This is a genomic window from Martinezella multihospitum, from assembly GCF_900094585.1.
Classification (GTDB): Bacteria; Pseudomonadota; Alphaproteobacteria; order Rhizobiales; family Rhizobiaceae; genus Rhizobium; species Rhizobium multihospitium.
This window is the reverse complement of the sequence record NZ_FMAG01000001.1, coordinates 42,088-67,199: the sequence shown is the minus strand read 5'-3', so window position 1 is coordinate 67,199 and position 25,112 is coordinate 42,088. Positions and strand designations below refer to the sequence as shown.

24 protein-coding genes are annotated in these 25,112 nt (G+C 59.3%); 9 read left to right on the top strand and 15 right to left on the bottom strand.

Annotation, left to right across the window (positions count from 1 at the left end; genetic code table 11):
* The first annotated feature begins 14 nt into the window (after positions 1-14).
* The 3 genes from GA0061103_RS00305 to GA0061103_RS00295 all read left to right on the top strand — a co-directional run bounded on the left by GA0061103_RS00305 (position 15) and on the right by GA0061103_RS00295 (position 3,303).
* A complete protein-coding gene (locus tag GA0061103_RS00305; RefSeq protein ID WP_092706015.1) occupies positions 15-1,070 on the top strand; it encodes a hypothetical protein in 1,056 nt (351 codons plus the stop codon).
* A gap of 239 nt (positions 1,071-1,309) precedes the next feature.
* Positions 1,310-2,041, top strand: a complete 732-nt coding sequence (locus GA0061103_RS00300; protein WP_092708429.1) for a response regulator — start codon at positions 1,310-1,312, stop codon at positions 2,039-2,041.
* A complete protein-coding gene (locus GA0061103_RS00295; protein WP_092706013.1) occupies positions 2,038-3,303 on the top strand; it encodes an ATP-binding protein in 1,266 nt (421 codons plus the stop codon). Before GA0061103_RS00300 ends, GA0061103_RS00295 begins: the two co-directional genes overlap by 4 nt.
* Positions 3,304-3,700: 397 nt before the next feature.
* On the opposite strand, the gene GA0061103_RS00290 is transcribed toward GA0061103_RS00295, so the two are convergent.
* The 7 genes from GA0061103_RS00290 to GA0061103_RS00265 form a co-directional block, all read right to left on the bottom strand.
* On the bottom strand, positions 3,701-5,656 hold the full coding sequence (locus GA0061103_RS00290; protein ID WP_092706011.1) for a MacB family efflux pump subunit: 1,956 nt from the start codon (positions 5,654-5,656) through the stop codon (positions 3,701-3,703).
* A gap of 3 nt (positions 5,657-5,659) precedes the next feature.
* Positions 5,660-6,865 (bottom strand): efflux RND transporter periplasmic adaptor subunit, encoded by a 1,206-nt coding sequence (locus tag GA0061103_RS00285; protein ID WP_092706009.1) that lies wholly within the window; start codon positions 6,863-6,865, stop codon positions 5,660-5,662.
* A gap of 118 nt (positions 6,866-6,983) precedes the next feature.
* Positions 6,984-8,483, bottom strand: a complete 1,500-nt coding sequence (locus GA0061103_RS00280) for an efflux transporter outer membrane subunit (protein WP_092706007.1) — start codon at positions 8,481-8,483, stop codon at positions 6,984-6,986.
* Positions 8,484-8,728: 245 nt separating this feature from the next.
* On the bottom strand, positions 8,729-9,343 hold the full coding sequence (locus tag GA0061103_RS00275) for a hypothetical protein (RefSeq protein ID WP_092706005.1): 615 nt from the start codon (positions 9,341-9,343) through the stop codon (positions 8,729-8,731).
* Positions 9,344-9,608: 265 nt separating this feature from the next.
* Complete coding sequence (locus tag GA0061103_RS34910; protein WP_167376504.1) at positions 9,609-9,770, bottom strand: hypothetical protein; 162 nt, start codon at positions 9,768-9,770, stop codon at positions 9,609-9,611.
* Between the two features lie 83 nt (positions 9,771-9,853).
* Positions 9,854-10,705, bottom strand: coding sequence for a helix-turn-helix transcriptional regulator (locus GA0061103_RS00270; protein WP_092706003.1), 852 nt, complete (start codon positions 10,703-10,705; stop codon positions 9,854-9,856).
* A 69-nt stretch (positions 10,706-10,774) separates the two neighbouring features.
* The gene (locus GA0061103_RS00265; protein WP_092706001.1) at positions 10,775-11,002 is read right to left on the bottom strand and encodes a DUF1127 domain-containing protein; all 228 of its coding nucleotides are present in this window, start codon (positions 11,000-11,002) and stop codon (positions 10,775-10,777) included.
* Positions 11,003-11,231: 229 nt separating this feature from the next.
* Here GA0061103_RS00265 and GA0061103_RS00260 point away from each other — a divergent pair, with 229 nt between their 5' ends.
* Positions 11,232-12,377, top strand: a complete 1,146-nt coding sequence (locus tag GA0061103_RS00260) for a M24 family metallopeptidase (protein ID WP_092706000.1) — start codon at positions 11,232-11,234, stop codon at positions 12,375-12,377.
* A 22-nt stretch (positions 12,378-12,399) separates the two neighbouring features.
* Here the strand turns inward: GA0061103_RS00260 and GA0061103_RS00255 are convergent, their stop codons facing one another.
* The 6 genes from GA0061103_RS00255 to GA0061103_RS00230 all read right to left on the bottom strand — a co-directional run bounded on the left by GA0061103_RS00255 (position 12,400) and on the right by GA0061103_RS00230 (position 18,482).
* Complete coding sequence (locus tag GA0061103_RS00255; RefSeq protein WP_092705998.1) at positions 12,400-13,458, bottom strand: ABC transporter ATP-binding protein; 1,059 nt, start codon at positions 13,456-13,458, stop codon at positions 12,400-12,402.
* 4 nt (positions 13,459-13,462) lie between these two features.
* A complete protein-coding gene (locus GA0061103_RS00250) occupies positions 13,463-14,293 on the bottom strand; it encodes a carbohydrate ABC transporter permease (protein ID WP_092705996.1) in 831 nt (276 codons plus the stop codon).
* 3 nt (positions 14,294-14,296) lie between these two features.
* Positions 14,297-15,232 (bottom strand): carbohydrate ABC transporter permease, encoded by a 936-nt coding sequence (locus tag GA0061103_RS00245; protein WP_092708426.1) that lies wholly within the window; start codon positions 15,230-15,232, stop codon positions 14,297-14,299.
* A 90-nt stretch (positions 15,233-15,322) separates the two neighbouring features.
* Positions 15,323-16,582: an ABC transporter substrate-binding protein gene (locus GA0061103_RS00240; RefSeq protein ID WP_092705994.1), complete on the bottom strand. Its 1,260-nt coding sequence runs from the start codon at positions 16,580-16,582 to the stop codon at positions 15,323-15,325.
* Positions 16,583-16,623: 41 nt separating this feature from the next.
* Complete coding sequence (locus tag GA0061103_RS00235) at positions 16,624-17,790, bottom strand: PLP-dependent transferase (protein ID WP_092705992.1); 1,167 nt, start codon at positions 17,788-17,790, stop codon at positions 16,624-16,626.
* Positions 17,787-18,482: a FadR/GntR family transcriptional regulator gene (locus GA0061103_RS00230; protein ID WP_083961386.1), complete on the bottom strand. Its 696-nt coding sequence runs from the start codon at positions 18,480-18,482 to the stop codon at positions 17,787-17,789. Before GA0061103_RS00230 ends, GA0061103_RS00235 begins: the two co-directional genes overlap by 4 nt.
* A 194-nt stretch (positions 18,483-18,676) precedes the next feature.
* On the opposite strand from GA0061103_RS00230, the gene GA0061103_RS35265 reads away from it, so the two are divergent.
* Together GA0061103_RS35265 and GA0061103_RS35535 are read left to right on the top strand one after the other, a co-directional pair.
* Positions 18,677-18,940 (top strand): hypothetical protein, encoded by a 264-nt coding sequence (locus tag GA0061103_RS35265; RefSeq protein WP_092705990.1) that lies wholly within the window; start codon positions 18,677-18,679, stop codon positions 18,938-18,940.
* A 364-nt stretch (positions 18,941-19,304) separates the two neighbouring features.
* A complete protein-coding gene (locus GA0061103_RS35535; protein ID WP_274538728.1) occupies positions 19,305-19,439 on the top strand; it encodes a hypothetical protein in 135 nt (44 codons plus the stop codon).
* A gap of 32 nt (positions 19,440-19,471) precedes the next feature.
* Here the strand turns inward: GA0061103_RS35535 and GA0061103_RS00220 are convergent, their stop codons facing one another.
* Positions 19,472-20,674, bottom strand: a complete 1,203-nt coding sequence (locus tag GA0061103_RS00220; protein ID WP_092705988.1) for an amidohydrolase family protein — start codon at positions 20,672-20,674, stop codon at positions 19,472-19,474.
* A gap of 61 nt (positions 20,675-20,735) precedes the next feature.
* The gene (locus GA0061103_RS00215; RefSeq protein ID WP_092705986.1) at positions 20,736-21,449 is read right to left on the bottom strand and encodes a GntR family transcriptional regulator; all 714 of its coding nucleotides are present in this window, start codon (positions 21,447-21,449) and stop codon (positions 20,736-20,738) included.
* Between the two features lie 267 nt (positions 21,450-21,716).
* On the opposite strand from GA0061103_RS00215, the gene GA0061103_RS00210 reads away from it, so the two are divergent.
* The 3 genes from GA0061103_RS00210 to GA0061103_RS00200 all read left to right on the top strand — a co-directional run bounded on the left by GA0061103_RS00210 (position 21,717) and on the right by GA0061103_RS00200 (position 25,112).
* Complete coding sequence (locus GA0061103_RS00210; protein WP_092708423.1) at positions 21,717-22,805, top strand: ABC transporter ATP-binding protein; 1,089 nt, start codon at positions 21,717-21,719, stop codon at positions 22,803-22,805.
* Between the two features lie 31 nt (positions 22,806-22,836).
* Positions 22,837-24,135: an ABC transporter substrate-binding protein gene (locus tag GA0061103_RS00205; RefSeq protein ID WP_092705984.1), complete on the top strand. Its 1,299-nt coding sequence runs from the start codon at positions 22,837-22,839 to the stop codon at positions 24,133-24,135.
* Between the two features lie 65 nt (positions 24,136-24,200).
* A complete protein-coding gene (locus GA0061103_RS00200) occupies positions 24,201-25,112 on the top strand; it encodes an ABC transporter permease (RefSeq protein ID WP_092705982.1) in 912 nt (303 codons plus the stop codon).

Below are 25,112 nucleotides of genomic sequence, written 5' to 3'. Positions count from 1 at the left end.
AGGAAGGGTGGGGCATGACCATCCTCTTCGCATTCGGGATGCCGGGCGTCATGTCCTCCTGGGGCGTTGCCGCGGTACATGCGCTAGCCCGCGAAGCCTTCGGCGATTATGCGATCATCGCAACCGATACGGTCGAGGACCTCAAGCAACACGTTGTAGCGCGTTCGGGCATGCACGCGGTTCTCGTCTCGCAATTTCCGGAAGCCAGGCTTTCGGAATTGATCCTCAGGGTCAATGTGCCGTTTCTGTTGTTTCTCGAGGATCCCCTCGACGCGGTCTCATATCTGGCTCGAGCGACCGAGCAGCGGGATATCGGCTTGGTCAGGGCCGTCTCGGCCAGCCTTGCCTGCCTCGAGCCGCTGGCAAGCGCTTCCGGAGCGCTGGTCTTGCGACGCAACGACATCGATCAGAAGGGCAGCATAGATCTGCTTCTGAAGACAATAGACCGACATTTCAGCACTGATCTCAAATTTGAGCAAATTGCGAATGCGCTGCTGCATGTTGGAATGGCGCCTGCCGGACAGCCGTCGCATGCCGAGGCGCCGAAACTGGAGGAAGCTGCGGCGGCGATGATCGCCGGATATCTGATGCCACAGGAGGCTGTGCCGGAGGTCAGTGAGGCATTGCGCGAGACGGCAAGGAAGGTTCTTCGTCCCTTGCAATTCGACCGTCGGGAAAGCGCGAGTGCCAGCATCTTCTGGCCGCAAGAGACATTTCTGTCAGGCGACAGCCTGGGGCAGGCCCTGGACGATCTCGTCGACCTTACCGGGGGAGCCCGGTGCCTCATCTATGGTCCTTATCTTCACTTGCCGCCCGGTCGCTGGAATGCGAAATTCGTCTTCGATGTTGACGAAGACTGTCAGGGGCAGATCTTCACCCTGGAGGTACATGCCGCCGAATTGCTGGGGAGGCTGCGTGTTTGCCCGGAAGGCATTGGCTCTTTCGAGGCGGCAGTACCGGTCGATATTATTGACCCACGTGCGCCGATCGAAATTCGGCTGATGATGGACAGCGGTGCCATTGAAGGGCGGCTTTCCGCCTGGAGCGTCGAGTGGCTGCGAGCGGCTTGATAGCCGGGGGCGGACTGGCTTTGACGACCGCCGATAAGCAGAGGCTTTTGCTGTGTTGACGTGTCACACCGCCCGCGGATTCCGTTTTCCGCGCATTATTTTGTTACCCAATATTTCCAGCGTCGGGAATTTTGTAAACGAATGTTTCTCGGTCAGATTTTTCCGTATTGGCGCCGCAAAACCCTTCTTTTCAGACAAACTATAGTTTGTATAAGAATTGAGAAAACGGAATGAAGCCTATGAACGCGAGCGCCGCTCCCGATATTCTGATAGTTGATGACGACCACGAAATACGCTCGCTCCTGAGCAGATATCTCGAGGAGCAGGGTTTCCGCGTATCGACGGCAAGCGACTTGCGCGGATGCAACGATGCGCTCAACCGACGTCATCCGGATCTCCTCGTCCTGGATGTCATGCTTCCTGATGGGTCGGGCCTCGACCTTTGCCGCGATCTGCGAAACCGCCGCCCTCGGGTGCCGGTCATTCTGCTGACCGCCCTGAAAGAGGACATAGATCGCATTCTCGGTCTTGAGATCGGTGCCGACGACTACCTCGGCAAGCCGTTCAATCCGCGTGAACTGGCCGCACGCATCCGTGCGGTCTTGCGCCGCACGAACGAGGATTCCTCCTTGGAGCCCGAGCAGAGGCGCTATCAGTTCGCGAACATGATGCTCGATCCACAGCTTCGTCGGGTGAGCAGAGACAGCGGTGAGGTGATTTCGCTGACGGGCGCTGAATTCGACCTTCTGAAAGCTTTCCTGGAACGCGCGGGTCGGCTCTTGTCGCGTGATCAGCTGCTCGACCTGACGCAGGGGCGCGATCGTGATCCAGCTGATCGCTCGATCGACGTTCTCATGAGCCGGCTGCGCCGCAAGCTTGGAGAAACGGTAGAGGAGCCGATCTTCAGGACGATCCGCAATGGAGGCTATCAGCTCGTCGTTCCGGTAACGGCCATCAAAGGCGATTCATGAGGTCGCTTGGCGCGCGCTTGGCGCTACTTTTGATGACCGCCATCGTTCTGGTCGTCATTTCCTCGTCCTTCGTGGCAAGCCTCGTCATGCGCGGACCGCGGCCGGACATGACGATCGAACGGATGGCCCACCAGCTTTCCATTCTTGCCACCTTCGCAGAGAAGGACAGAACCACGGCAGCATCGGCGGGATTGGTCGTTACCCCCGGGCCTGCCGAAGGCCAACGCGACGAGGAATTATCCCGCTTCCTGATGGAAGCCCTTCTTCGGATATCCGGCATGCGCGAGGCCGTCATAGTGCGCCAGTCGACGGGCGAGATGATCGCGTCGCTGAAGCTTTCCGACGGCAGCTGGCTGATCATGCCGATGCCGGACCATGGCCCGCCGCCGGGCGGGTGGAAGATCCTTGTGGGATGGCTCGGTCTCATCATCATCGGCAGCGTGCTCGTCTCCATCTTTGCCGCCTCGAAGATCATGAAGCCGCTGCGTCTGCTGGAGGAGGCGGCAGCGGCGATCAATCCCGACGGCACCCTGCCGCATATAGCGGAAAGCGGACCGGGAGAAATTCGTGCGACCGCGCAGGCGCTCAATGGCCTGTCCGCACGGGTGAAGGCCGCAACGGAAAGCCGCATGCGGCTCGTTGCCGCCGCGGGACACGATCTGCGAACACCGATGACCCGGATGCGCCTGCGGGCGGAGTTCATCCGGGACGATGAAGAGCGGCGCAAGTGGTTTGCCGATCTCGAAGAGCTCGACAGGATCGCCGACAGCGCGATAGGGCTGGTCCGGGAAGAAATTTCCAAGGACAGCCTAGAGCAGGTCAGGCTCGACAAGATCGTCGGCGATATCGTCACCGAGTTGAAGGCGATCGACATGAACGTTACGAGCGGCGAACTGGAGCAGGCAACGATTAGCGCAGGCCCTCTCGCCGTCACCCGAGCCTTGCGAAATCTGCTCATCAATGCGGCAACGCACGGCCAGTCGGCGACGGTGACGGTGACGCATCTTGGCAATAGAGCCGTTGTGCGAATTGTCGATACCGGGCCTGGCATTCCGGAGGATCGGCTCAATCAGGTGTTCGAACCCTTCTTCCGGATTGATATCGCAAGGCAAAGGTCTTTCCCAGGCGCCGGCCTTGGCATGGCCATTGCGCGTGAGATCATCACTCGATTCGGAGGCGAGATCACTGTGCGTAACCGTCAGCCACGTGGATTGGAGCAGGTCGTGTCGTTCAAGAACGCTGAGGCCAAGGTCGCAAGCTAGCACGAGCGACGCGAACCAAAACATCGTTGCATCGCAGCTTGGCCATCCCTTGCAGGGACGGGATCAGCTGACGGAACATCCGCGCGATCAAACAGGCTTTACTTGCGTAGAACTCTCGAAAATTCTACATAAACCAATATTGAAAGTAAGGTTACAGAACTTATCAAATAGTTCGAGCCGGTGGAAAAGCCAAGACATTAAATTTCGCCAAAATGCCTTGTTTCAGCAACATTCAGAAATGTCAGTGCCGGCAACTGATGTAAAATCGTGGTCGATCAGCAGCTTGGCTCGAGCAGGCTTTGGTCGCCCCGCATACCCGGCTTCGCCATGACGCCCCCAACACGAATGGCGAAGCCGGATTGCTTTCCGGCCCCACCGTTGATTTTTCCCAGAAATATCAGTCTCTTGATAATGCCGCGACAGGATCCAGCAACGATGCGTTGCGGGCCGGCAGGTAGCCGAAGGTCAGGCCGATCGCGCAGGAGCACGCGAAGGCCAGAATGATCGAACTTGCGGAATAGATGAGCGTGAAATTCGATCCGAAATAGTTGAAGGCAAAGCCGAAGCCGAGCGCCGTCGCGATGCCGAAAGCACCGCCCAGCAGACATACGAGGACGGCTTCGATCAGGAACTGCTGGAGAATGTCATGACGTCTCGCGCCGACTGCCATGCGCACGCCGATCTCGGCGATACGCTCCGACACTGAGACGAGCATGATGTTCATGACGCCGATACCCCCGACCAGCAGCGATATGACGGCGATTGCCGCGACGAGCAGTGTCATCGTCCGCGTCGTGCTGGTGATGGTCTGGCGAATATCGTCGGTGTTGAGGATAAAGAAATCCTTGGTGCCGTGGCGGCGCTCCAGAAACTGCGTGACGGCAGCCTCCGCCGCAGAACTTTCGGTATTGTCGGCGACCCGTACCGTGATGCTGCGCAGCGACATGTCACCCAGCAGGCGGGCCTGGACGCCGGTATAAGGCAAATAGACGGAAAGATTATCACTTGAGCCGAAGCCGCCTTGCTGGGAGGCGATGATGCCGATGATGCGCACGGGAACCTTGCCGACGAGAATGGTTTGCCCGAGCGGATCGAGCCCTCGGTCGGCGAACAAGGTCGTCGCCGTGTTCTGATCAATCACCGCATCCTGCGACAAGCGCTTCACGCTATCCGCGTCGAAGAACCTGCCGGTGACAAGTTTCGACCCCTTCACGGAAAAATATGCATCACCCACGCCATTGATGAGGGCATTCGCCTCTGTGGAGCCGAATCGCACGGTGCTGCTCGTTGAGACAGTCGGCGTAACGGCGGCAACATAGGTCAATTTCGCCAACGCATCGGCATCGGCGACCACCAGGGTCTTGATACGACCCGAGCGCGTATCGCCGAAGCTCTTGCCGGGAAAGATTTCGAGCGTGTTGGTGCCGAGGCTATTGATATTTTCCAGAACCTTGCGCTGCGATCCCTCGCCGAGCGCGATGACGCTGATGACCGAGGCTATGCCGATGATGATGCCGAGCATGGTCAGGAACGTGCGCAGCCGATGGGCCTTGAGTGCAAGGATCGCCATCCGGAAGGCCTCCGTCAGCCGGCCGGCCATCTCCCGCCAGCCGGATTTGCCGAAGCCGGCCGCGGTGGCGGAGGCCCGCAATGCTGGAACTTCGCTGCGCGTACGTCGATCCGCAACGATCCGTCCGTCGGAGATTTCGATGATGCGATCGGCGCGCGCGGCGACGTTCATGTCGTGGGTGACGATGACGACCGTGTGGCCTTCGCCATGGAGCTCGCCGAGAATACGCAGGACTTCCTCGCCGCTCTGGCGATCGAGGGCACCCGTGGGCTCGTCGGCTAGAATGACATTGCCGTTGTTCATCAGGGCGCGAGCGATCGAAACTCGCTGCTGCTGGCCGCCCGAAAGCTGACCTGGGCGATGGCTGTTTCGTTCGCTCATGCCGAGCCGCTGAAGAAGCGCTGCCGCGCGCGCTCGTCTTGTTTCACCTGGCTGCCCGGCATAGATGGCCGGTACCTCGACATTGCCGATCGCCGTCAGCTCGGAAAGCAGATGGTAGCGCTGAAAGATAAAGCCGAAATGCTCCCTGCGCAGTTTGGATAGCGCATCGCTGTCGAGGCGATGCGTCTCTTCGCCGGCGATCGCATAGGTGCCGGCGGTAGGGCGGTCCAATAGACCGATGATGTTCATCAGCGTGGATTTGCCGGAGCCGGAAGGCCCGACGATCGCGACCATTTCGCCTTCGGCGATGGATAGATCGATATCCTGCAAGACCGCGATCGTGCGGTCGCCGGATTGATATTCGCGGCGCAAGCGTTTCAGTTCGATAATGGGGGAAGGCATGCGTCAGAACCCCATTGGAGGGGGAGGGCCGCCACTGCTGCTCTTGGTGGTCGCGCTGCTCGCCTCGCCGACCACGACATTCTCTCCCTCAGAGAGACCAGACAGGATTTCGGCCGAGACATTATTGTTGAGGCCGACCACGACGTTACGGCGGATTCGCTCGCCGTTGTCGTTTACAACCTGAACAATGCGGGATCCTTCGGCTGATTTGGCGCCCAATGCGGAAGAGGGGATAGTGAGCACATTCTTGGCCTCTCCGAGAACGATGTGAACCTCCGCCGACATATAGGTGCGAAAGTAATTATTGGGGTTCGGCACTGCAAACACACCATTGTAGTAGATCGCCGAGGTTGAGGATGATGATGTCGTACTGCTGCTCGACGACGTCGTGGTGGACGACGAGGTGACGCTGCTGTCGCTGGTGATCGATTCAGGTGCGGGCTCTATCGACTGCAATGTGGCCTCATATCGGCTATTCGGATCACCAAGGATGGTGAAATAGATTGACTGTCCTACCTTGACCTTGACGACATCGGCTTCGGAAATCTCGGTGCGAACGATCATCGTATCGACTTGTCCGAGGATGATGATCGTCGGCGCCGATTGCGCCGCGTTCACCGTCTGGCCCTGCTGGTTGACGATGGCGAGCACCGTGCCGTCCATCGGCGCTGTGATGTGCGTGTAGGAAAGATTGGCGCGCGCGGTTTCCACCGCGACTTCGGCCGATGTGATTTGCGCGTCGAGAGCGGCAATTTGGGCAGTGATCTTCTTGACACTCGCCTCTGCGCTGTCGAGGTCCGCCTTGGAGCCCGCCTGGTTGCGGAATATCGTCTGCTGGCGGATGAGCGTCGTCTGTGCGTTTTCAAGATCGGCCTCGCTTTCCCGGCGCTGTGCTTTGACGTTCGCCAGAGAGGCCTGAGCGGTCTTCAGGTCGTTGCTCTGTGTGGTCGAGTCGATTTCCGCAACAAGGCTGTCCTTCTTGACGGTATCACCAAGCTTGACATGAAGCGCCGTGATCCGCCCGGAGACCTGCGCGCCGACCGCGATCAGCTTGATCGGCCTGAACGTGCCGGATGCAAGCACGGCTTCCTCGACATTGCCCCGCGTCACCGGCGCCGTGATGGCCGAAGTCGTTTGCCGGTCGAAATAGCCGTATCGGAAAGAGAGGAAGCCGATTGCGGCAAGTGCAAGGAGACCTGCATAGAGCATGTGCCGCGGTCTGATGCTCCGCTTTGGGAGTGTTCTGGCGGGAAGGGAGCTCGCGTCCTTGGCATGTTTCGGACTGACGGTCGCCGGTGCCTTGTGTTCTAGGGTGTTAAGCATGAGATTATTTGGCCTTGGCCAGATGTGGACCGGTATCGGCGTCAACGACGGCCGGTGTGGCGACATCGACCTGTCCGTCCCAGCCGCCACCTAGCGCCTTGTTGAGTGCAATATAGTCGGTAGCGATCGATGCTCTGCTCTGGATCACGTTTTCTTCAGCGCTATAGAGCGAGCGCTCGGCATCCAGCACGTCGAGAAAGTCGATAACGCCGGCCTTGTTCATCGTATGCGAGAGGTCCGAGGCTCGGCGATAGGAGCTGCTGGAGGAGACGAGCTTGCCGTATTTCAGCCGTTCCTGGGTCAGCGATACGATAGCATTCTCGACATCCTCCATGGCCGATAGAACAGCCGATTGGTAGGCGATGAAATACTGATCCCGTTCGGCCTTGGCGACGTCCACCGCGGCCTTGAGCTGTCCGCCCTGGAAGATCGGCACCGTCAGAGTCGGGCCGAATGTCCATCCGATGGAGGACTTCTTTGCAAGATCGCCGATGCTGGCTGCCGACGATGAAATATCGCCGGTCAGGGAGATCGAAGGATAACGATTGGCTTCGGCCTGACCGATCTTCGCGGTATATTGTGCAAGCTGCCGTTCTGCCAGACGAACATCCGGCCGCGAAATCAGGATATTGGCTGGAATACCGACGGAGACATTCATCTTCGGGCTCGGAATCGGACCGCCGCCCTTGAGCCTGTCCTCAAGCGTGGCCGGAGGCTTGCCCAGCAGCACACCCAGGCGATGGACAGCTTCCGAATAGGAGATTTCGTAGGTCGGGATATCCGCCTCCGTGCTATTGGCGAGCGCGTCGGCCTTGGCGGTATCGACGCCTGTGGCGCTGCCCGCCTGATATTCCTCATGGGTAAGAGCCGCACTTTCGCGCTGTGATGTGGCGGTGCGCTTGGCCAGATCGCGCAGCGCCTGATATTCCCGCGCCTGGACATAATAGGACGCGACATCGCCGACCAGGGTCAGCATGGTATCGCGCAGCTGCTCATCCGCGGCATCGACGCCGTATTTCGCCGCTTCCGCGGCACGCTTGTTGCCGCCGAAGAGGTCGAGCTCCCAGCTGGCGTCGAAACCCCCGTCATACAATGTGGAAAAGGTCGCATCGGTCGTGCCGCCTTCCGCAGCCGACGTGCGTGTGCGCGCCGCGGAGGCTGTTCCCGATGCTGTTGGCAGCAATGCGCCCCTCTGCTCCCGATAGGTGGCGCGCGCTTCGCGGATCTTTGCCTTGGCTGTCGCAACATCAAGATTGCTGGCGATCGCCTCTGCGATGAGCGCATCAAGGGTTGGGTCCTTTAGCTGTTTCCACCATTGCGACAATTGCGGGGCTTGCGAGGGCTTGTTTGCAGTCTTGCTGCCCCAATGTGCCGGCAGGGCAAGGTCGGGCGTCTTATAATCCGGTCCCACGACGCAGCCTGTTAATGTTCCGACGAATATGGCTGCAATGGCAATATTCGTCGGTCCCGTGTTTGAGCGCAAACATATCGGCAAGATTTCCATCCCTGGCTTGTTGATCCTATGCGCTGGCCTCGATTGAGGTCAGGAAGACGTGGAGCATGAGAGGGACCATCGCTTTTCCTCTGGGAAGAAGGATGGCGGTGCTCACACGCCATTGGTCCGGGAGCGCCGGGCGGGGCGTTCCCGGACCATTCGGCCCGGCGAAGGGCCGCTCCTTCCAACCAACAGGGGCGTCCGGGGGGATCTCGATTGGTTGGAGGCGGAGAGGAAATGGTCTGTCGTGGTGATCAGTGGAACGGACGCGGGCCGGGGACGAGCGACCGTTCCGCGTCCGCCAGTTTGGCGAGTTGATCGGCGTTCAGCACGTTGCGCAGGGCAACAGCCTTGTCCTTGAGAATCTTGGCCTTGGCGGCGCGATCCAGCACGCGATCGGCCAGGCGCTCTCCGAAAAGCTGAGCTTGCCCGTCGCCCTGATGGGGGGCCTGAGACGCGGCGGCGTCATCGGTGGCCGGCGGCTCCGGCAATTCGTTCTTCGCAGGGGTCAGGAGATCAATCAGAGCGCTGGTATAATCCCGCCAGGCGTCGAGCTGGTTGCTGCGGACACCGATCAAGGTCTCGATCGCCGACAATTTTTCTGCGATCATCAGGGCTGGGTTCGGTCTATGCGGAGGTCCCGGGGGCATGGGCATGCCACCGCCAAAGGCCATCATCGGCCCCTCGGGATGACGGTCCTGGAAACACCAGCCGTCCGATGGTGGGCCGACAGGACCCGGCTGCGCGGTCTCGGCGCCTGCAGGCTTTTGCTGGTCGGATGCGATTTCGGCACCGGCTGCATAAGCCGAAGCGGTTGCACCGCCAATTGCCGTTACCAATAAAGCCGCGACGATAAGTCGTTTCTTCATAATCAATGCCTTCGCTACGAGTAACTGCAGCAAAAGTTATTGGGACCTTATGAATGCAATACGTCGATATGTTTCCTAACTTTTCCCGCAAGGGGAATATTGCGAACGAAGTTTGCTGATGGCCTGACAGCAATGCTTCATTACAATTTCCTCTATTGTCGCCTTAAAGTTCGTCTCCGGTGTAGGGACAAGCAGCATGTGGCGCCGATTGCGGGTCGAGATGGAGAGAGCTGCCGCCTGGCGGCAGCTCTCTCCACGGTGTTCGCTATTCCTTGCTTCCGGAAGCAGCCGATGTCGATTGATCCGCCTCCTTCAAGGCGGCCGCACATTCCTCGCAGCAGACTTCCACCGATCTGCCGCCGAGATTGACCTTGATGGTCTCGGCACCGAGTTCGCAATCGCAAGCGGCACATGTGGTTCTCTTCATCTCATGATCCTTTCCTGATCGATCCCCCTTGCCGGGGCAGGATCATGAGAGCACCGATCGTCATATCGGCGCTGTCGGAATCTTTAGCGAGCCGTGTAGCGCTTGGGCTTCAGCTGAGCGGAGCGCTGGAATTCTGCCGGCGTCAGGCCGTAGGTCTGTTTGAACGCGGCGCTGAAATGGCTATGGCTGGAAAAACCGAGATCGAGCCCGAGCATGGTCAGGTCGTCATAGGAGGCGAGGAGATCGAGCGCGCGTGCCAGCCGAAGCCGCAGCTGATAACGGTAAAGAGGGATGGCTTCCACCTGCTGGAAGACCTGTGTCAGGTAGACGGGCGAGACGCCGACGTCCTTGGCAATCTCCGCAAGCGTCCAGCGCCTTGCCAGATCGGAGGACAGAACGAGCTTTGCCCGATCGACGAGCTTCTGTCGGCCGTAACTTGCTCCGGCCGCATGCGACGTCCGCTCGCCGAGAGAGCGGCGCACAAGGGTCAACGCCAGCGTTTCGCCTTCCAGGCTCTCGGCTATATTGCGGCTGAGCCCATGACGAAGCATCGCCACGAGCGCCTGCGCGCGTGGATCGATGCGTCGGCGCTGACGACGAAAGATGACGCTTTCCCCGGATTGAACCTGTTCCTTCGGTGCAAGCTCGCGAAGAACGCTCTCGTCGATCATGAGATCGAGACAGGAATCGCCGCCGTCAACGGGATGACTGATTCGGTATCCCTGGCCCTGATTGAAGAAAAGCACCTGGTTTGCTTCTGCAACAGCATCGCTCTGGCCGACATGTCGTTTGAAGACGCCGCGATAGGGATAGACGAGGCTTGTCTTGTGGGCGCATTCCTCGCTGCTCTTGTGCCGGCATTCGCCATTGCAGACGACATCGCGGATGAGGACGGTTTTCGTCTTCAGCAGCAAGGCTGTCGAAATTTGTGACATGCCGAATTCCCCATTCCCGCGCCAATGCGCACCGCGCTTGCAAAGCTTACCACGTGCTGTGCTATCTTTTTAGTAGCGGCTGTAAACATGAACATCGCTTCCATTCTGGCCGCGGGAGAGGCCGATATCCTTCAATTGATCGTCCGACAGTTCCAGAAGAGAGTTGCGGTTCCTGCGTTCGGCCATCTTGCGTGCGAGCAGATGGACAAGATCCAGCAACCTCGAAAGAGACGAGCGCCGGGCCTTGTCGCGGCTGCGGACGCATTGGGAAGATACCAAGGTGTTTGCGGCTTGCATGGTGATACTCCATCGTTTGTTTCGATGAAGGCAGTGAACCATCGGGGCTGTATCCGCGCTGTCAGATAATTTAGCGATCGATCGCGACCGCAACCATTCGGGAAAGTGATCGCGGCACATTTGTATTTTCCTTGTCGACATGCTGCCCGCGAGAGCGATAATGTCGGCGCTGGTCCGTCCGGTGCGAGGACGGGCGCCCGTGAGATGAAGATTATCGAGGAGAGTAGGAATGTCGTGGCAACACCCAGTACCCCGGATCACGGAGGAGGAGAGGCAGCAGCGCCTTTCGAAGCTTCGAAAGCTGCTCGACGCGCGGGAACTGGCCGGCATGTTGCTGGGGCCGACCGAAAGCCTGCGGTACTTTACCGGCCTCGTCTGGCATGCGAGCGAGCGTTTTCTCGGCGCGCTGGTGACGCCGACAGAGCTCTATTACATCGTGCCGGGCTTTGAGCGCAGCCGGGTCGAAACCCTGCCGCATCTGCCGGCCGAAATCTTGGAGTGGCAGGAAGAAGAGAGCAGCGCGGCGCTTATCGCCCGCGTGCTGGGAGATAAGGGCGTTTTGGCGCTCGACGACAACATGCCGCTTTACTTCTATAACGCGCTGGCCGCCGAGCTTGGGGCTGAAAGGCTTGCGAATGGCGGGCCGATCATCAATGGCCTGCGCCGGATCAAGTCCCCAGCCGAAATCGCGCTCATTCAATATGCCATGAACCTGACACTGGACGTGCACAAGCAGGCCCATGCCCTCCTCAAGCCGGGGATTCGCGCGTCGGAAGTGGTCGAGTTCATCGACCGACGCCATCGCGAGGCTGGCGTCCATGGCGGCTCGACCTTCTGCATCGTGTCCTTCGGTGAAGCCACGTCCCTGCCGCACGGCGCAGATGGCGACCAGACGCTCGGCGAAGACGACGTCATTCTGGTGGATACAGGCACCCGCATCGACGGCTATCACTCCGATCTGACCCGCACATATAAGCTCAAGAGTGGCGATAGCGCTTTCGAGGATGCCTGGGCGATCGAGCGGGAGGCACAGCAGGCTGTTTTCGATGCTGCGAAGCTCGGCACTCCCTGCTCCGGCCTGGATGACGCAGCTCGCGCGGTGCTCGCCAAATATTCGCTCGGCCCTGATTACAAGCTGCCAGGATTGCCGCATCGCGCCGGTCACGGCCTTGGCCTCGAGATTCACGAAGAACCCTATATCGTGCGCGGCAACGCGACGGTGCTTGAGGCAGGTATGTGCTTCTCAAACGAGCCGATGATCGTCTTTCCGCAGAAATTCGGCATTCGGCTGGAGGACCACGTCTATATGACGACGGACGGCCCGCGTTGGTTTACGCAACCATCCAACGGGCCGACGAAGCCGTTTGCGAGCTGAGAGTTTTTAAACAGGGCGGCCGTCAAGCCGCCCTTTTTCCATCTTCATCGAAGACGTGCAGATACTGCGCCGGGAAGGAGACGTTGACCTGCGTCCCCGCGCTCAGAGCGGTGCGATCCAAGGTGAACACCTTGAACGGCAGGCCGTGCAGCGAAAGATGCAGGATGATGCCGAAGCCGGTGGGTTCGATGAGTTCGACACTGGCGGCCATGTCGGATGGGTTGGACGACAACACGACATGCTCCGGGCGAATGCCGAGCGTGACCTTCGCAGTGGGTGCCAATTTGAGTGGCTCCGGAAGCGAAACGAGCGTGCCGTCCTTGAGCTTGACGCCATCGCCCTCGTAAGTCGCATCAAGGAAGTTCATGCCGGGTGAACCAATGAAGCCGGCCACGAAGAGATTGGCGGGGCGGTCGTAGAGTTCGAGCGGGCTGCCGACCTGCTGAACCACCCCGCCGTGCATGGCGACGATCCGGTCCGCCAGCGTCATCGCCTCGATCTGGTCGTGGGTAACATAGATCGAGGTCGCCTTCAGATCGCCATGCAATTTCTTGATTTCGGCACGCATCTGCTCGCGCAAACGCGCATCGAGGTTCGAAAGGGGTTCATCGAAGAGGAAGGCTTTCGGCTGCCGCACGATGGCGCGGCCCATGGCGACGCGCTGGCGCTGGCCACCGGAGAGGGCCTTCGGGCGGCGTTCGAGCAACGGATCGAGACCGAGCTTAGATGCCGCACCGGCGACAGCCTTGGCAATGCCATCTTTGGCCACCTTCCGCAGCCGCAGGCTGTAGCTCATGTTGCCGGCGACATTCATATGCGGATAAAGCGCATAGGACTGGAAGACCATGGCGATGTCGCGGTCTTTCGGATGCAGCTCGTTGACACGATTGTCGGCAATGCGGATTTCGCCGCCGCTGATGTCCTCGAGACCGGCAATCATCCTCAGCAGGGTAGATTTGCCACATCCGGAGGGACCGACGAGGACGACAAACTCGCCGTCCTTGATCCTGAGATCGATGTCGTGCAGCACTTGCACGTGGCCATAGGCTTTCTTGACGTTTTGAATATCGATCGATGCCATGTGACTAACCCTTGACCGCGCCGGCCGTCAGGCCTTGCACGAGATAGCGTTGGATGAGCAGGAAGAAGAGTGCGGCCGGAATAAGCGCCATAACTCCCGCCGCCATCATCTGCCCGAAATCCACGGAGAATTTCGAGACGAAGGTGAGAAGCCCGACCGGGAAGGTCGCAGCCTGGTTGCCGTTGATAAGCATCAGCGCAAAGAGAAGTTCGCTCCATGCCGCCGTGAAGACGAAGCCGAGCGTTGCGGCAATGCCGGGCAGGGTTAGCGGCAGGATGATCTGCCTGAAGGCCGTAAACTGCGTTGCGCCATCGATCATGGCCGCTTCCTCCAGATCCTTGGGAATGCCGTCGAAGAAGGACTGCATCAGGAAGGTGGCGAAGGGCACGTTGAAGGCCGTATAGACGATGACGAGGCCTGTCAGGCTGTTGGTCAGGTGTAGCGGCGTCAGGATCTTGAAGATCGGTGCCACGAGCATGACCAGCGGAAACATCTGGGTCAGCAGCATCAAAGCCACGATCCAATATTTGGCACGGAAGGTGAAGCGCGAGAGCGCGTAGCCGGAGAGCGACGCGCAGATGGTCACCGCGATCGCCGTCGAAGCGGAGACGATCAGGCTGTTCTTGAAGAAGGTCGGGAAATCGCTGTGCTGCAGCACGAAGGCATAATGTTCCCAGGTCGTGTGCGACGGCCACATGCGCACGCCCTCTGTATAGAGCAGATCGTTCGGTGTCACCGAAACCTTGAGCAGCCAGAACAGCGGGAAAAGCGCGAAGACGACATAGCAAAGAATCGCCAGTCGATGCGCGATGGTGGGAAGGATGGATCGTCTCATGGCTCAATCCTTGTTCAGCAGGGTCTGCCGCAGCAGGATGATCAGCATGGAATAGGCAAGCAGCAGCACCAAAAGCACGAGCGCGATGGCCGAGGCATAGCCGAAATCCAGCCGCTTGAAGGCTTGGGTAAAGATGTAGCTTGCGACGATCTGCGTTCGGTCAGCCGGTCCACCGCCCGTCATCACGACGATCAGGTCGGCGAAATTGGAGACCCAGACTGTGCGCAGCAGCACGGTGATGGCGATGGTCGGCGCGAGGAAAGGCAGCGTGATCGAGCGGAAGCGCTCGAACCAGCCGGCGCCATCGATCGAGGCTGCCTCGTAAAGATCGCGCGGAATTGCCTGGAGGGCTGCCAGCAGGGTGATTGCGAAGAACGGAATCCCCCACCAGACATTGGCGACGATAGGTCCCCACATCGCATAATTCGGATCGGACAGAATGTTGTTCGGCTCGCTCATCAGACCCATGGCATAGAGCCAATGCGGGATCGGGCCGATGACCGGATTGAAGAGCCACGACCAGTTGAGGCCGGCGAGGAAAGAAGGAACGGCCCATGGCAGGAATACCAGAGCCTGCACGATCGATCTGCCGAAAAACGGTTTGTCCAACAGAAGTGCCAGGATCAGCCCGAAGATGAACTGCAGCGCCACGGAGGCGCCCGTCCACCAAAGCGTATTCTTCAGTGCCCAGTAGAAGGCCTTATCCTTCGCAAGGTCGCGGAAATGTTCCAGGCCTATGAAGCCGCCGGAAAACGGATTGAGCAGCTGAATATCGCGGAAGGCGTAGGATATGCCGATTGCCAGCGGCACCAGCATCACGGCGATGATGAGGATGAGGGCAGGGGCGCTGTAAAGGTAGGGCTCCGAGGCGTCGGCGAGGCGCTTTAGCCACGGCCTGCGGTCGTGACGCCTGTCGAGCGTGTCGGTGATCGAAGTCATCTGCAAGAGTTCCCATTCGCGGCGTTCGAACGCCGTCTGTTTCAATTGGGCAGAAACGGCGGCGGATCACTCCGCCGCCGCATGCGTGGTTTACTTCTTGGCCAGGAATTTCTGCTGGGCCTTGGTCAGGTAATCTGCCCACTGGTCGGCGAGGTCCTTTGCCGAGATATCGCCGAGCAATGCCTGCTGCGAGGTCTTGATGGCGAGCGAATCCTTGAAGAAGGCGAACTCCTCAAGATAGGTCGGCATGACAGTGGGAACGGTGTCCTTGTCGGCCAGTTCCTGGAACCAGCCCTTAAACTGATCGCCGGCGTAGAAGGGGTCCTTTTCCGCGGCCGTATAGGCCGGCAGGGCGCCGATCTTCTTGTTCCATTCCAGATTGCCTTCCTTGCCTTCAAGGGTCGCGATCAGCTTCCAGGAGAGATCCTTGTTCTGGCTCGTCGAGAACATCGACCAGCCGGCGTAGCCAATGGTCGGGAAGGATTTGCCATCGGGACCCTTCGGCAGCGGAGCTACGCCGAAATCGTCCTTGTTCATGCGTTCGGCGACGGCGATCAGCGCATCCGGATCCTGGTCGAGGAAGGCGCAGGTGCCGGAATAAAAGCCTGCGACGACCTCGTTGAAGCCCCAGTTGACGCTGTCCTTCGGTGCATATCCTTTCTTGTAGAGATCGACCATCCACTCGATGCCCTTGGCCCAGCCGGGGCTGTTCATCGTCGATGTGCCGTCATCCTTGAAGTACTTGTTGTCGCCGGCCATGGAGGCCGCGAAGATCATCCAGCCGTTGAGACCGCCCGGACCGCCGCGCATGCAGTAGCCGTATTTGCCGGGCAGTTTGGAGATGGCCTCGGATGCCTTGACGAATTCATCCATCGTCTTCGGCGGCTCGGCAATGCCGGCGTCCTTCAGGATCTTCTTGTTGTAGAACATCGCGCGCAGATAGAAGCCGTAGGGCAGCATGTAGGCGGTGTTCTTGACATCCCGGCCGAGTTGAAGCGCGCGGGGCGTCAGTTCGCTCGTATGCTCCCATTTGGCAAGGTAGGGCTCGAGGCTTTCGAGCATGCCGTTATTGCCATAGAGCGACAGCCAAGTATCAGGCATTTCCATCACGTCGGGTGTATCGCCAGCCGAAACCATGGTGGCGAATTTCTGGAAGGCCTCGTTCCAGGGCAGGGAGATGATGTCGACCTTGGTGCCTGGGTTGGCGGCTTCGAACTTGGCAACGATCGACTTCAACGTCTCGGTGCGCTCCGGGCTCGTGATGACTTCCACGAGCTTCAGCGTCGTATCGGCAAAAGCGGTGCCGCCCATCAAAGCGGTGAAGAGTGCTGCTGTTATCAGTCTTTTCATGCTGGTTCCCCTTTTTAAGTTTTCCTCTCAGATTGACGATGTCACGAGGCGGCGGCGATTGCCTCCTCGAGTTCCTTCCACAAGGCCTCCGTTCCTTCGAGGCCGACATGAAGACGTACGGAGCGCGGATTGATGCCGAAAGTATGTGCTGAATTCGGCTGCGCCTTCTGCTGCAGCACGACTTCGCCCGGCACGATCAAGCTCTCATGCCCGCCCCAGCTCACACCCAGCTTGAAGAGCGTGAGGCGATCGGCAAAGGCGCGGATATCGACGCCCTCGCGGAAGATGAAGGAGAAAAGGCCCGAAGTGCCATTCAGGCCGGCCGGCAGCCGGTTGGCAAGGCCCGGATGGCAGACCTGCTCGACGACATCGAGCTCCTGCAGGCGCTTGGCGATCGTCATCGCCGCCGCTTCGTGCGCCTTCATGCGGATCGGCAGGGTGCGAAGGCCGCGGATCAGGAGCCATGCGTCGAAGGGAGAAAGCTTGCCGCCGAGATAGGGATAGGCTTCTGCCTTCAGCCGCGCGATCATTTCCTTCGAGCCCGCGACGACACCGGCGACCACGTCGCTGTGGCCACCGAGATATTTCGAGGCGGAATGAATGACCAGATCGACGCCGAGTTTCAGCGGCTGCTGGAAATAGGGGGTGGCCCAGCTGTTGTCGATCATCGAGACGACGCCGTGCTGTTTAGCGAGTGCGGCCAGCGCGCCGACATCATGCGCCTCCATGACCCAACTCGTCGGGCTTTCCATGTAGAAGACCTTGGCGCCCGGAAGCGCCTTGGCGACCGCTTCTTCATCGCGGCCGTCGACGTAGGTCACGTCCACCTTCATGCGCTTCAGAACAGTGCCGAAGAGGCGGAAAGCGTCGGGATAGACATGTTTGACCGCAACGATCCGGTCGCCCGGTTCGACGAAGCTCAGAACGGCCGACGAGATCGCCGCCATGCCGCTGGCAAAACCGAGCGCGTCCTCGGCGCCTTCGAGCTTGGCCAGCATCTCCTCGAATAGGCGAACGGTCGGGTTAAGACCGCGCGTATAGGTCGGACGCACCTTCTCGCCGCGATAGGAGGCGATCATTTCGTCGTAGCTGGAGAAGGTGAAGAGTGACGTCTGAAAGATCGGGGGCACCACGGCATCGGCGAAATTGCCGTCGTCATGGGCGGTAATGAGGGATGCAAGTTCGAACGGCTCTAGCCCGTCAGTCATTTGGACATTTCCTTGATGTCTTCCTCGACCACGTCGAGAATTTTCAGTGTTTCGGCGCGTGCTGCCTCGGGATCCTGATCGACGATCGCGTTGAAGAGCGTGCGGTGATAGGGGAAGGACCGGCGAGCAAAATCCTGCCGATCGAAAGGATGGTCCCAGAAGCGCTCGAAGGTTTCGCGCATCTGTTCGAGAAGCTGCCGGAACAACGGATTGTGCGTGGCGTCATAGACGGCAAGATGGAAGGCAAGATCCTCAGGCCCGGATGTGCCCTTGGCCATATGCACACGCTCCATCTCGTTGAGTTTTTCTTCAATGATGACGATGTCTTCGTCGGTTCGCTTCCTTGCAGCCACCATGCCGGCCTCGCATTCAATGCCGCGACGGACCTCCAGCGTCTGCAACAGCGCATCGCGCAGATGGGATGGGTTGAAGGAAAGCGGCATATGGATCGTCGCCTTCGAAACAGGCTTTAGCAGATAGGTACCGCTGCCTTTGCGCGTCTCCATGACGCCGAGCGCCTGGAAGTAGGTGATGACCTCGCGAATGGTGGAGCGTCCAACCGAAAGGGCAGCCATCAGCTCGCGCTCGGTCGGCAGTCGATCGCCGGCCCGCAGCTTCGACGATTCGATGAAGGTCGACAGCGCCTCGATGACTTGCTGCGTCCGATCGATGGAAGGAAGAGGGGTAAGCATGGGTTTTGTCATGGGACGGTAAATTGGTCTGACATCTGCCATCAGGTCAATCTCTTTTTCTTGGCATGGGCATTTTTCCGGCCCTTAAATTTTTAAGGGCGCGAAGCGAGCAGCAACGAAGGTTGTTTGCGGCCTTCAAGAGCGCCGACAGCGCTGATAGAAGAAACGTGTTGTGAGTCCCGGGCTGGAAGAGAATGGCCGCAAGAGATCGATATTCACGGAAGCTGGAATGCGCGAAATGCGACCACACCGGCTTTGCCGAAGTGTCCGAAACCGACGATCGTCGGGCGTTGAGCCGCGATTTCAAGATAGACGAGATGCCGCGCGGCTTTTCCACAGAGAGGCCATCGACCGATCCGCGCAAGCATATGGTCCGATGCCGGTGCGGCTCGGTGTTTCCTTTCGAGCAAGACACGATTTATGCACCGGGCGGCGAGCCGCGGCGCAGAAAAGCATAGGCCGAAAAGAAAAAAGCCCCGCACAGGCGAGGCTAAGCTTGTGCCGCTCCGGGGAAATCGGAAGCGACGCGGCATTGTCTAACGGTCGTCTTCCCTTCCGGCTAGGTCAGTTTTGCCGATAGCGGTACGCTCAAGTAAAAAAGCTCTTCATTCCTGAAATGAGATTGGTTTGCATGCTCTCCCCCACTGGCTGCAAAGATGGGAGGAAACTATCGTGCCGTGCAATATGTTCAGCTAGCGTTCATTTTCGCGCGGGCAAAAAGGCAATCACCGCAACGCCTTGCGGTCGTCGAGGCCCGGCTTCCATTGGTTTTCGAGCCTGGTCGCCGGGCCTCGCAGATACTGAAAAACCTCGGATACTCATATGCGGCTGCTTCGCGCCTTCATCGATTGGATACGCCGCAAGCGGCGGCCGGAACAGGAAACGATCCAACATTCCGCCGACGATCCATGGGTTCTGCAGCAGATCGAAAAATTCGAGCGAGAGTTGAAGCGCTAGCAGGCTTGCAGGTTCGTAGGCCTGGTGCTTGATCAGTGCCGCAGGACGACCCCATCTTTAGCGACGAGCTTGCCCGCCTTGTAGACCGCGCGTCCTTTCGGCACGGCAACGACCGCCTCGGGAATATGCTCCGCCTTCAGGGTAACGAAATCGGCTTTTGCGCCGATCTGCAGGCCGTAGTCTTCCACGCGCAGAGCTTTGGCGCCGCTCTCGGTCACGACATCGAAGGCGACCTTCAATTCGTCGTCCGTATAGAAGCCGGACCGATAGCCGATCATCATCGCGCGGCCCAGCATGTCGCCATCGCCATAGGGCCACCAGGAATCGCGAATATTATCGCTGCCGCTGAAGACGGTAACGCCAGCGGTACGAAGTAGGGCGACTGGCGGGAAGGAATGGGCGCCAGGTGCATTCGTCATGATGGAAACACCGCTCTCGGCGATGAGTGCCGCAGCGCGCGTTACCGCTTCGATCGAAAGATCGCCAAGTCCGTAAGCGTGGCTGATCGTGACGTGCCCACCCATGGATAGACCGCGCGTGCGGGCGCAGATCTGCTCGATGGTGAAGAGGCCGAGCGTGCCGCCTTCATGAAGATGGATGTCGACATCGACGCCATGCTTCTCGGCGACTCCGAAAACCACGTCGAGGTGCTTTTCAATATCCCGGTCGAAGCTCGCCGGATCGAGCCCTCCGACGAGATTTGCGCCCATGGCGATCGCCTCGTCCAAAAGCTCAGGCGTGCCGGGGCTCTTCAGGATACCGCTTTGCGGAAAGGCGACGAGCTGGATGTCGATCAGGTCGCGGTATTCCTCGCGCACGGCAAGAACGGTCTCGAGCGATCTCAGCCCGACGGAGCCATCCACCATCACATGGCTGCGCATATGCGTGCTGCCATTGGCGATGCAGAGTTCCAGCTGGTTTCTGGCTCTTTCGTCCATTGGTGCCGCCTGCGCCATGTTTTGCGCCTGGAAGGCGACACGCTCGTGGACGTCGAAGCCATTGGTGCAGGGCTTGTGCGATATCCAGGCGTCACCGTAGAAGCTGGTGTCGAGATGAATATGCCCTTCGACAAAACCCGGCACCACCAGGGCGCCTTCGAGATCGATAGGCTCGGAGGCAGAAACCGACGCTCCAGTCCCCGTGATCGAAACGATCCGCCCATCCGTGACGCCAATATCCTTGAGCGAGCCATCGGCAAGCTTGGCCCGGGTAAAGAGGGTTTCGATCGTGCTCAATTTTTTCTCCTTGAATCAATGGCCGCCGGCCTGCGCGGGAGCTGCCCGCATGGCGGCTGTCTCACCGCTCGAACGCTTCTTTCAGGCCGAAGCTTTTGCGCTCGCGCAGGTCGAGATCGGCCTCGATGTGTGCGATATGATGAAGCATCAGGTGACAGGCAGTGTCGACGTCCTTGCGCTCCAGCGCGGTGATGATGTCGCCGTGCTCGGAATGGCCGCAACTGGAGGCGCTTGATTGACCGTAGAGTGCGATCACCAGTGACGAGCGGGCGACGAGCTCTTCCATGAAGCGCTGCATGATAAGATTGCCCGATATCGACGCCAGCATCAGGTGGAAATCGCCCGAAGCCTTGATTTCAGCTCGCCGCGCTGACTGGCCGCGTTCGCCCATCAGGCGGCCTTCTTCGACGAGAAGCTGCCGGAGGTGATTGAGCTGAGCCGCGGTGATATGTTCGGCTGCCGATCGCAGTATGCCCGGTTCGACCAGGCGGCGCGCGGCGAAAATCTGTCGGGCTTCCTCGGGCGATGGGTAGGCGACGAAAGCGCCCCGGTTCTTTTCGACGCTGACGAGTCCCTCGTAAGAAAGAGCCTGTAGGGCGGCGCGCGCCAGAGTTCGGCTGACGTTGAACAGGCCGCCAACATCGCCCTCGGACAGTTTCGTGCCCGGCGCAAGCCTACGCTCGACGATCGCGTCGCGAATGGCGTCGCGGATCTGTTGTGCACCGCTGTCGGTAGAGTCGCTGGGCGCCAAAAGCCCATCTGCTGAAGGGTTCATAATTGTTTGCCTGAATAATTGGCTGCGATGATAGCTTGGTTTCACGCCGAAGTTAAACGAAATCTGATGCAAAGATTGCGCTAAAGTGTATACAATAATTTGCATAAATCGCGCACAATAGCCTATTTCCTGTGCAAATTCACAATTGCCTATCAAGAGGCAAAATTTTTCGACTGATGGAAACTATAGAAATTACAGTAGGTTAGTGCGCCGCAGCAAAACTGGCACGATTGATGCAGTGTCTTTCCCAAACCAAAGGGGAAGATGATGTCGAAAGCGGCAGAGATCGATATAGTGTCCGTTTCGAAGGTCTATGGCACGACCACGGCTGTCCATGCGATCAGCCTGAAGATACCAGCAGGCTCCTATTGCTGCTTCCTCGGTCCTTCCGGTTGCGGCAAGACCTCGACGCTGCGCATGATCGCAGGCCATGAGGGCATTTCCTCGGGCGACATCAGGCTCGGAAATACCGTCGTCACGGATTTTCCGCCCGCACGGCGCGGCACGGCGATGATGTTCCAGTCCTATGCGCTGTTTCCTCATCTCGATCTTATCGACAATGTCGCCTTCAGCCTGAAGATGAAAGGTGTCGACAAGGATGAGCGCCGCGCCAAGGCGCTCGACATGCTGAAGCTCATGCAGATGGAGGCCTATGCGACCCGCCGTCCGGCACAGCTTTCGGGCGGCCAGCAGCAGCGTGTTGCGCTTGCCCGCGCCTTGATCACCGATCCGGAAGCGCTGCTGCTGGACGAGCCGCTATCGGCGCTCGATCCGTTCCTGAAGATCCGCATGCGCGCCGAGCTCAAGAAGCTGCAGAAATCACTCGGCATCACCTTCGTCCATGTCACGCACAGTCAGGAAGAGGCGATGGCGCTGGCCGATATCATGGTCATCATGAATGACGGTCGGATCGAGCAGGCCGGCTCGCCGCGCGAGGTCTTCGAACGCCCCGCTACCGCTTTCGTTGCCCGCTTCATGGGTGACCACAATGTCCTGTCCGGCCGGGTAACATCGAACGAGGGCGGCGTGATCACCATGTCCGTGCCGGAAGGGCAGGGCTTTTCGGTAAAGGGAACAAGCCGCCAAGTCGGAGAGTCCGTCGACATCGCCGTGCGGACCGATCGTGTCCGTCTGTCTCAGTCTGAGGACAAGGGCCTCGGCTTCAACGGCGTGGTCTCCAACATCGAATATCGCGGCGCGACGCTGAAGATCACCGTCATCGGTGCCGGCAGCGACGATTTCACCGTGATCGCAAGCAACGACGATGACGCCGCCAGATCCATGGCGGTCGGCGACACCGTCTCGCTGAGTTGGGCTCAGGAGGATGCAATCCTTCTTGGCCGTATGTCCGCATGAAAATCTCAAGCATCAAAAAAGGGGAACTGACATGACGACTGAAACCAAGACTACCAAGACCGCGAAAGGCATTTCCCGCCGCTCGCTGCTGAAGACCGGCGCCGCCGCTTTCGGCGCCATGGCCGGCTCCGGTGTCATCACCGGCTTCCCGACCATCTGGGCCAAAACCAACATCACGCTGCGCCAGTTCGGCACCGGCGTTTCGAACATCAATGCGATCGCCGAGAAGTGCAAGGCCGATCTCGGTATTACACTGGAAATGACCGCAACCGATTCAGACGCTGCCGCCCAGCGCGCCGTCACTCAGCCCAACAGCTACGATATCGCCGACATCGAATACTGGATCGCCAAGAAGGTATTCCCGGCCGGCGTGCTGCAGCCGATGGATGTGAAGAAGCTTAAATATTACGACAAGATCGTGCCGCTCTTCATCAACGGCAAGCTGAAGCCCGACAGCGTCATCGCACAGGGCACGGCGCCGCACACGGTGGGCTTTGTCGAAGGGCAGGGCTCGAAGAAATTCGCCAAGGAGCCGACGCAATGGATGACGATGGTTCCGACGATCTACAATGCCGATACGCTCGGCATTCGTCCCGATCTCACGGGGCGTCCGATCAACAGCTGGGCCGACATTCTCGATCCGGCCTTCAAGGGCAAGACGGCGATCCTCAACATCCCGTCGATCGGCATCATGGATGCCGCGATGATCATGGAAGCCGCCGGCAAGATCAAATATGCCGACAAGGGCAACATGACGAAGGCGGAAATCGACAAGACGATCGAGTTCCTGATCAAGACCAAGGGTGACGGCCAGTTCCGTGCCTTCTGGAAGTCCTTCGACGAAAGCGTCAACCTGATGGCGTCGGGTGAAGTCGTCATCCAGTCCATGTGGTCGCCGGCTGTAGCCGCCGTCCGCTCCAAGGGCATCGCCTGCACCTTCCAGCCGCTCAAGGAAGGTTACCGCGCCTGGGGCGGCGGCCTTGGCCTTGCCTCGCATCTCAAGGGTGCCGAACTCGACGCCGCCTACGAGTACATCAACTGGTACACCTCCGGCTGGGTCGGCGGTTACCTTAACCGCCAGGGCTATTATTCGGCTTGCATGGAAACGGCCAAGCAGTTCATGTCGGCCGACGAGTGGGGCTACTGGATCGAAGGCAAGCCGGCGCAGGGCGACATCTTGTCTCCGGAAGGCAAGGTCATGGAGAAGGCCGGCGCCGTTCGCGACGGTGGTTCCTTCGAGGCCCGCATGGGTGCCGTCGCCTGCTGGAATTCGGTCATGGACGAGGACCGCTACATGGTTCGCCGCTGGAACGAATTCATCGCCGCCTGAGCCGATATTTCCTGTCGCCTCTCCCGCGATTGCGGGGGAGGCATCCCCAAATGGAGAGCCGAACCATGGCGACGATCGCTTCCTCTCACACAGCAGAGGCAACACCGAAAACCGGACACCGATTTGCCGTGCCCGCCTGGGCAGTCGCCTATCTGCAGGCCACGCCGCTCTTCCTCATCCTCGGCTTCTTCTTTCTGCTGCCCATCGCCATGATCGGCGTCGTCAGCTTCTGGGACTATGATTTCGCCAACATCTATCCTGCCTTCCTCACCACCAACTACACCGATACGCTCGGCTCTTGGGTGACGTGGAAGACCTATCTCAACACGCTGAAATTCACCGCGATTGTCTGGATGCTGACCTTGTTCATCGGCTTCTGGGTCGCCTATTTCCTCGCCTTTCACATCCGTCGTACGTCGACGCAGATGATCCTCTTTCTCGTCTGCACCGTGCCATTCATGACCTCGAATATCATCCGCATGATCTCGTGGATTCCGGTGCTCGGCCGCAACGGGCTGGTCAATTCCGCCCTGATCGACATGGGCCTGATCCCGCAGCCGGTCGAATGGTTGCTCTATTCCGATTTTGCCGTGGTGCTCGCCATGGTGCACCTCTACACACTCTTCATGGTGACGCCGATCTTCAACACGCTGATGCGCATCGACCGCTCGCTGTTCGAGGCAGCGCGTGATGCCGGCGCCAGTGGCTGGCAGGTGCTGTGGAACGTGGTGATCCCGCTTGCCAAGCCCGGAATGGCGATCGGCAGCATCTTCGTCGTCACCCTCGTCATGGCGGATTTTTCCACCGTGCAGGTGATGTCAGGTGGCCAGAGCGCCTCCATAGCCCTGATGATGAAGAACCAGATGTCGCTGCTGCAATATCCGGCTGCGGCCGCCAATGCCGTGGTGTTGTTGATCGTCGTGCTGCTGATGGTCGCCGCCATCCTGCGCATCGTCGATATCCGCAAGGAGCTCTGA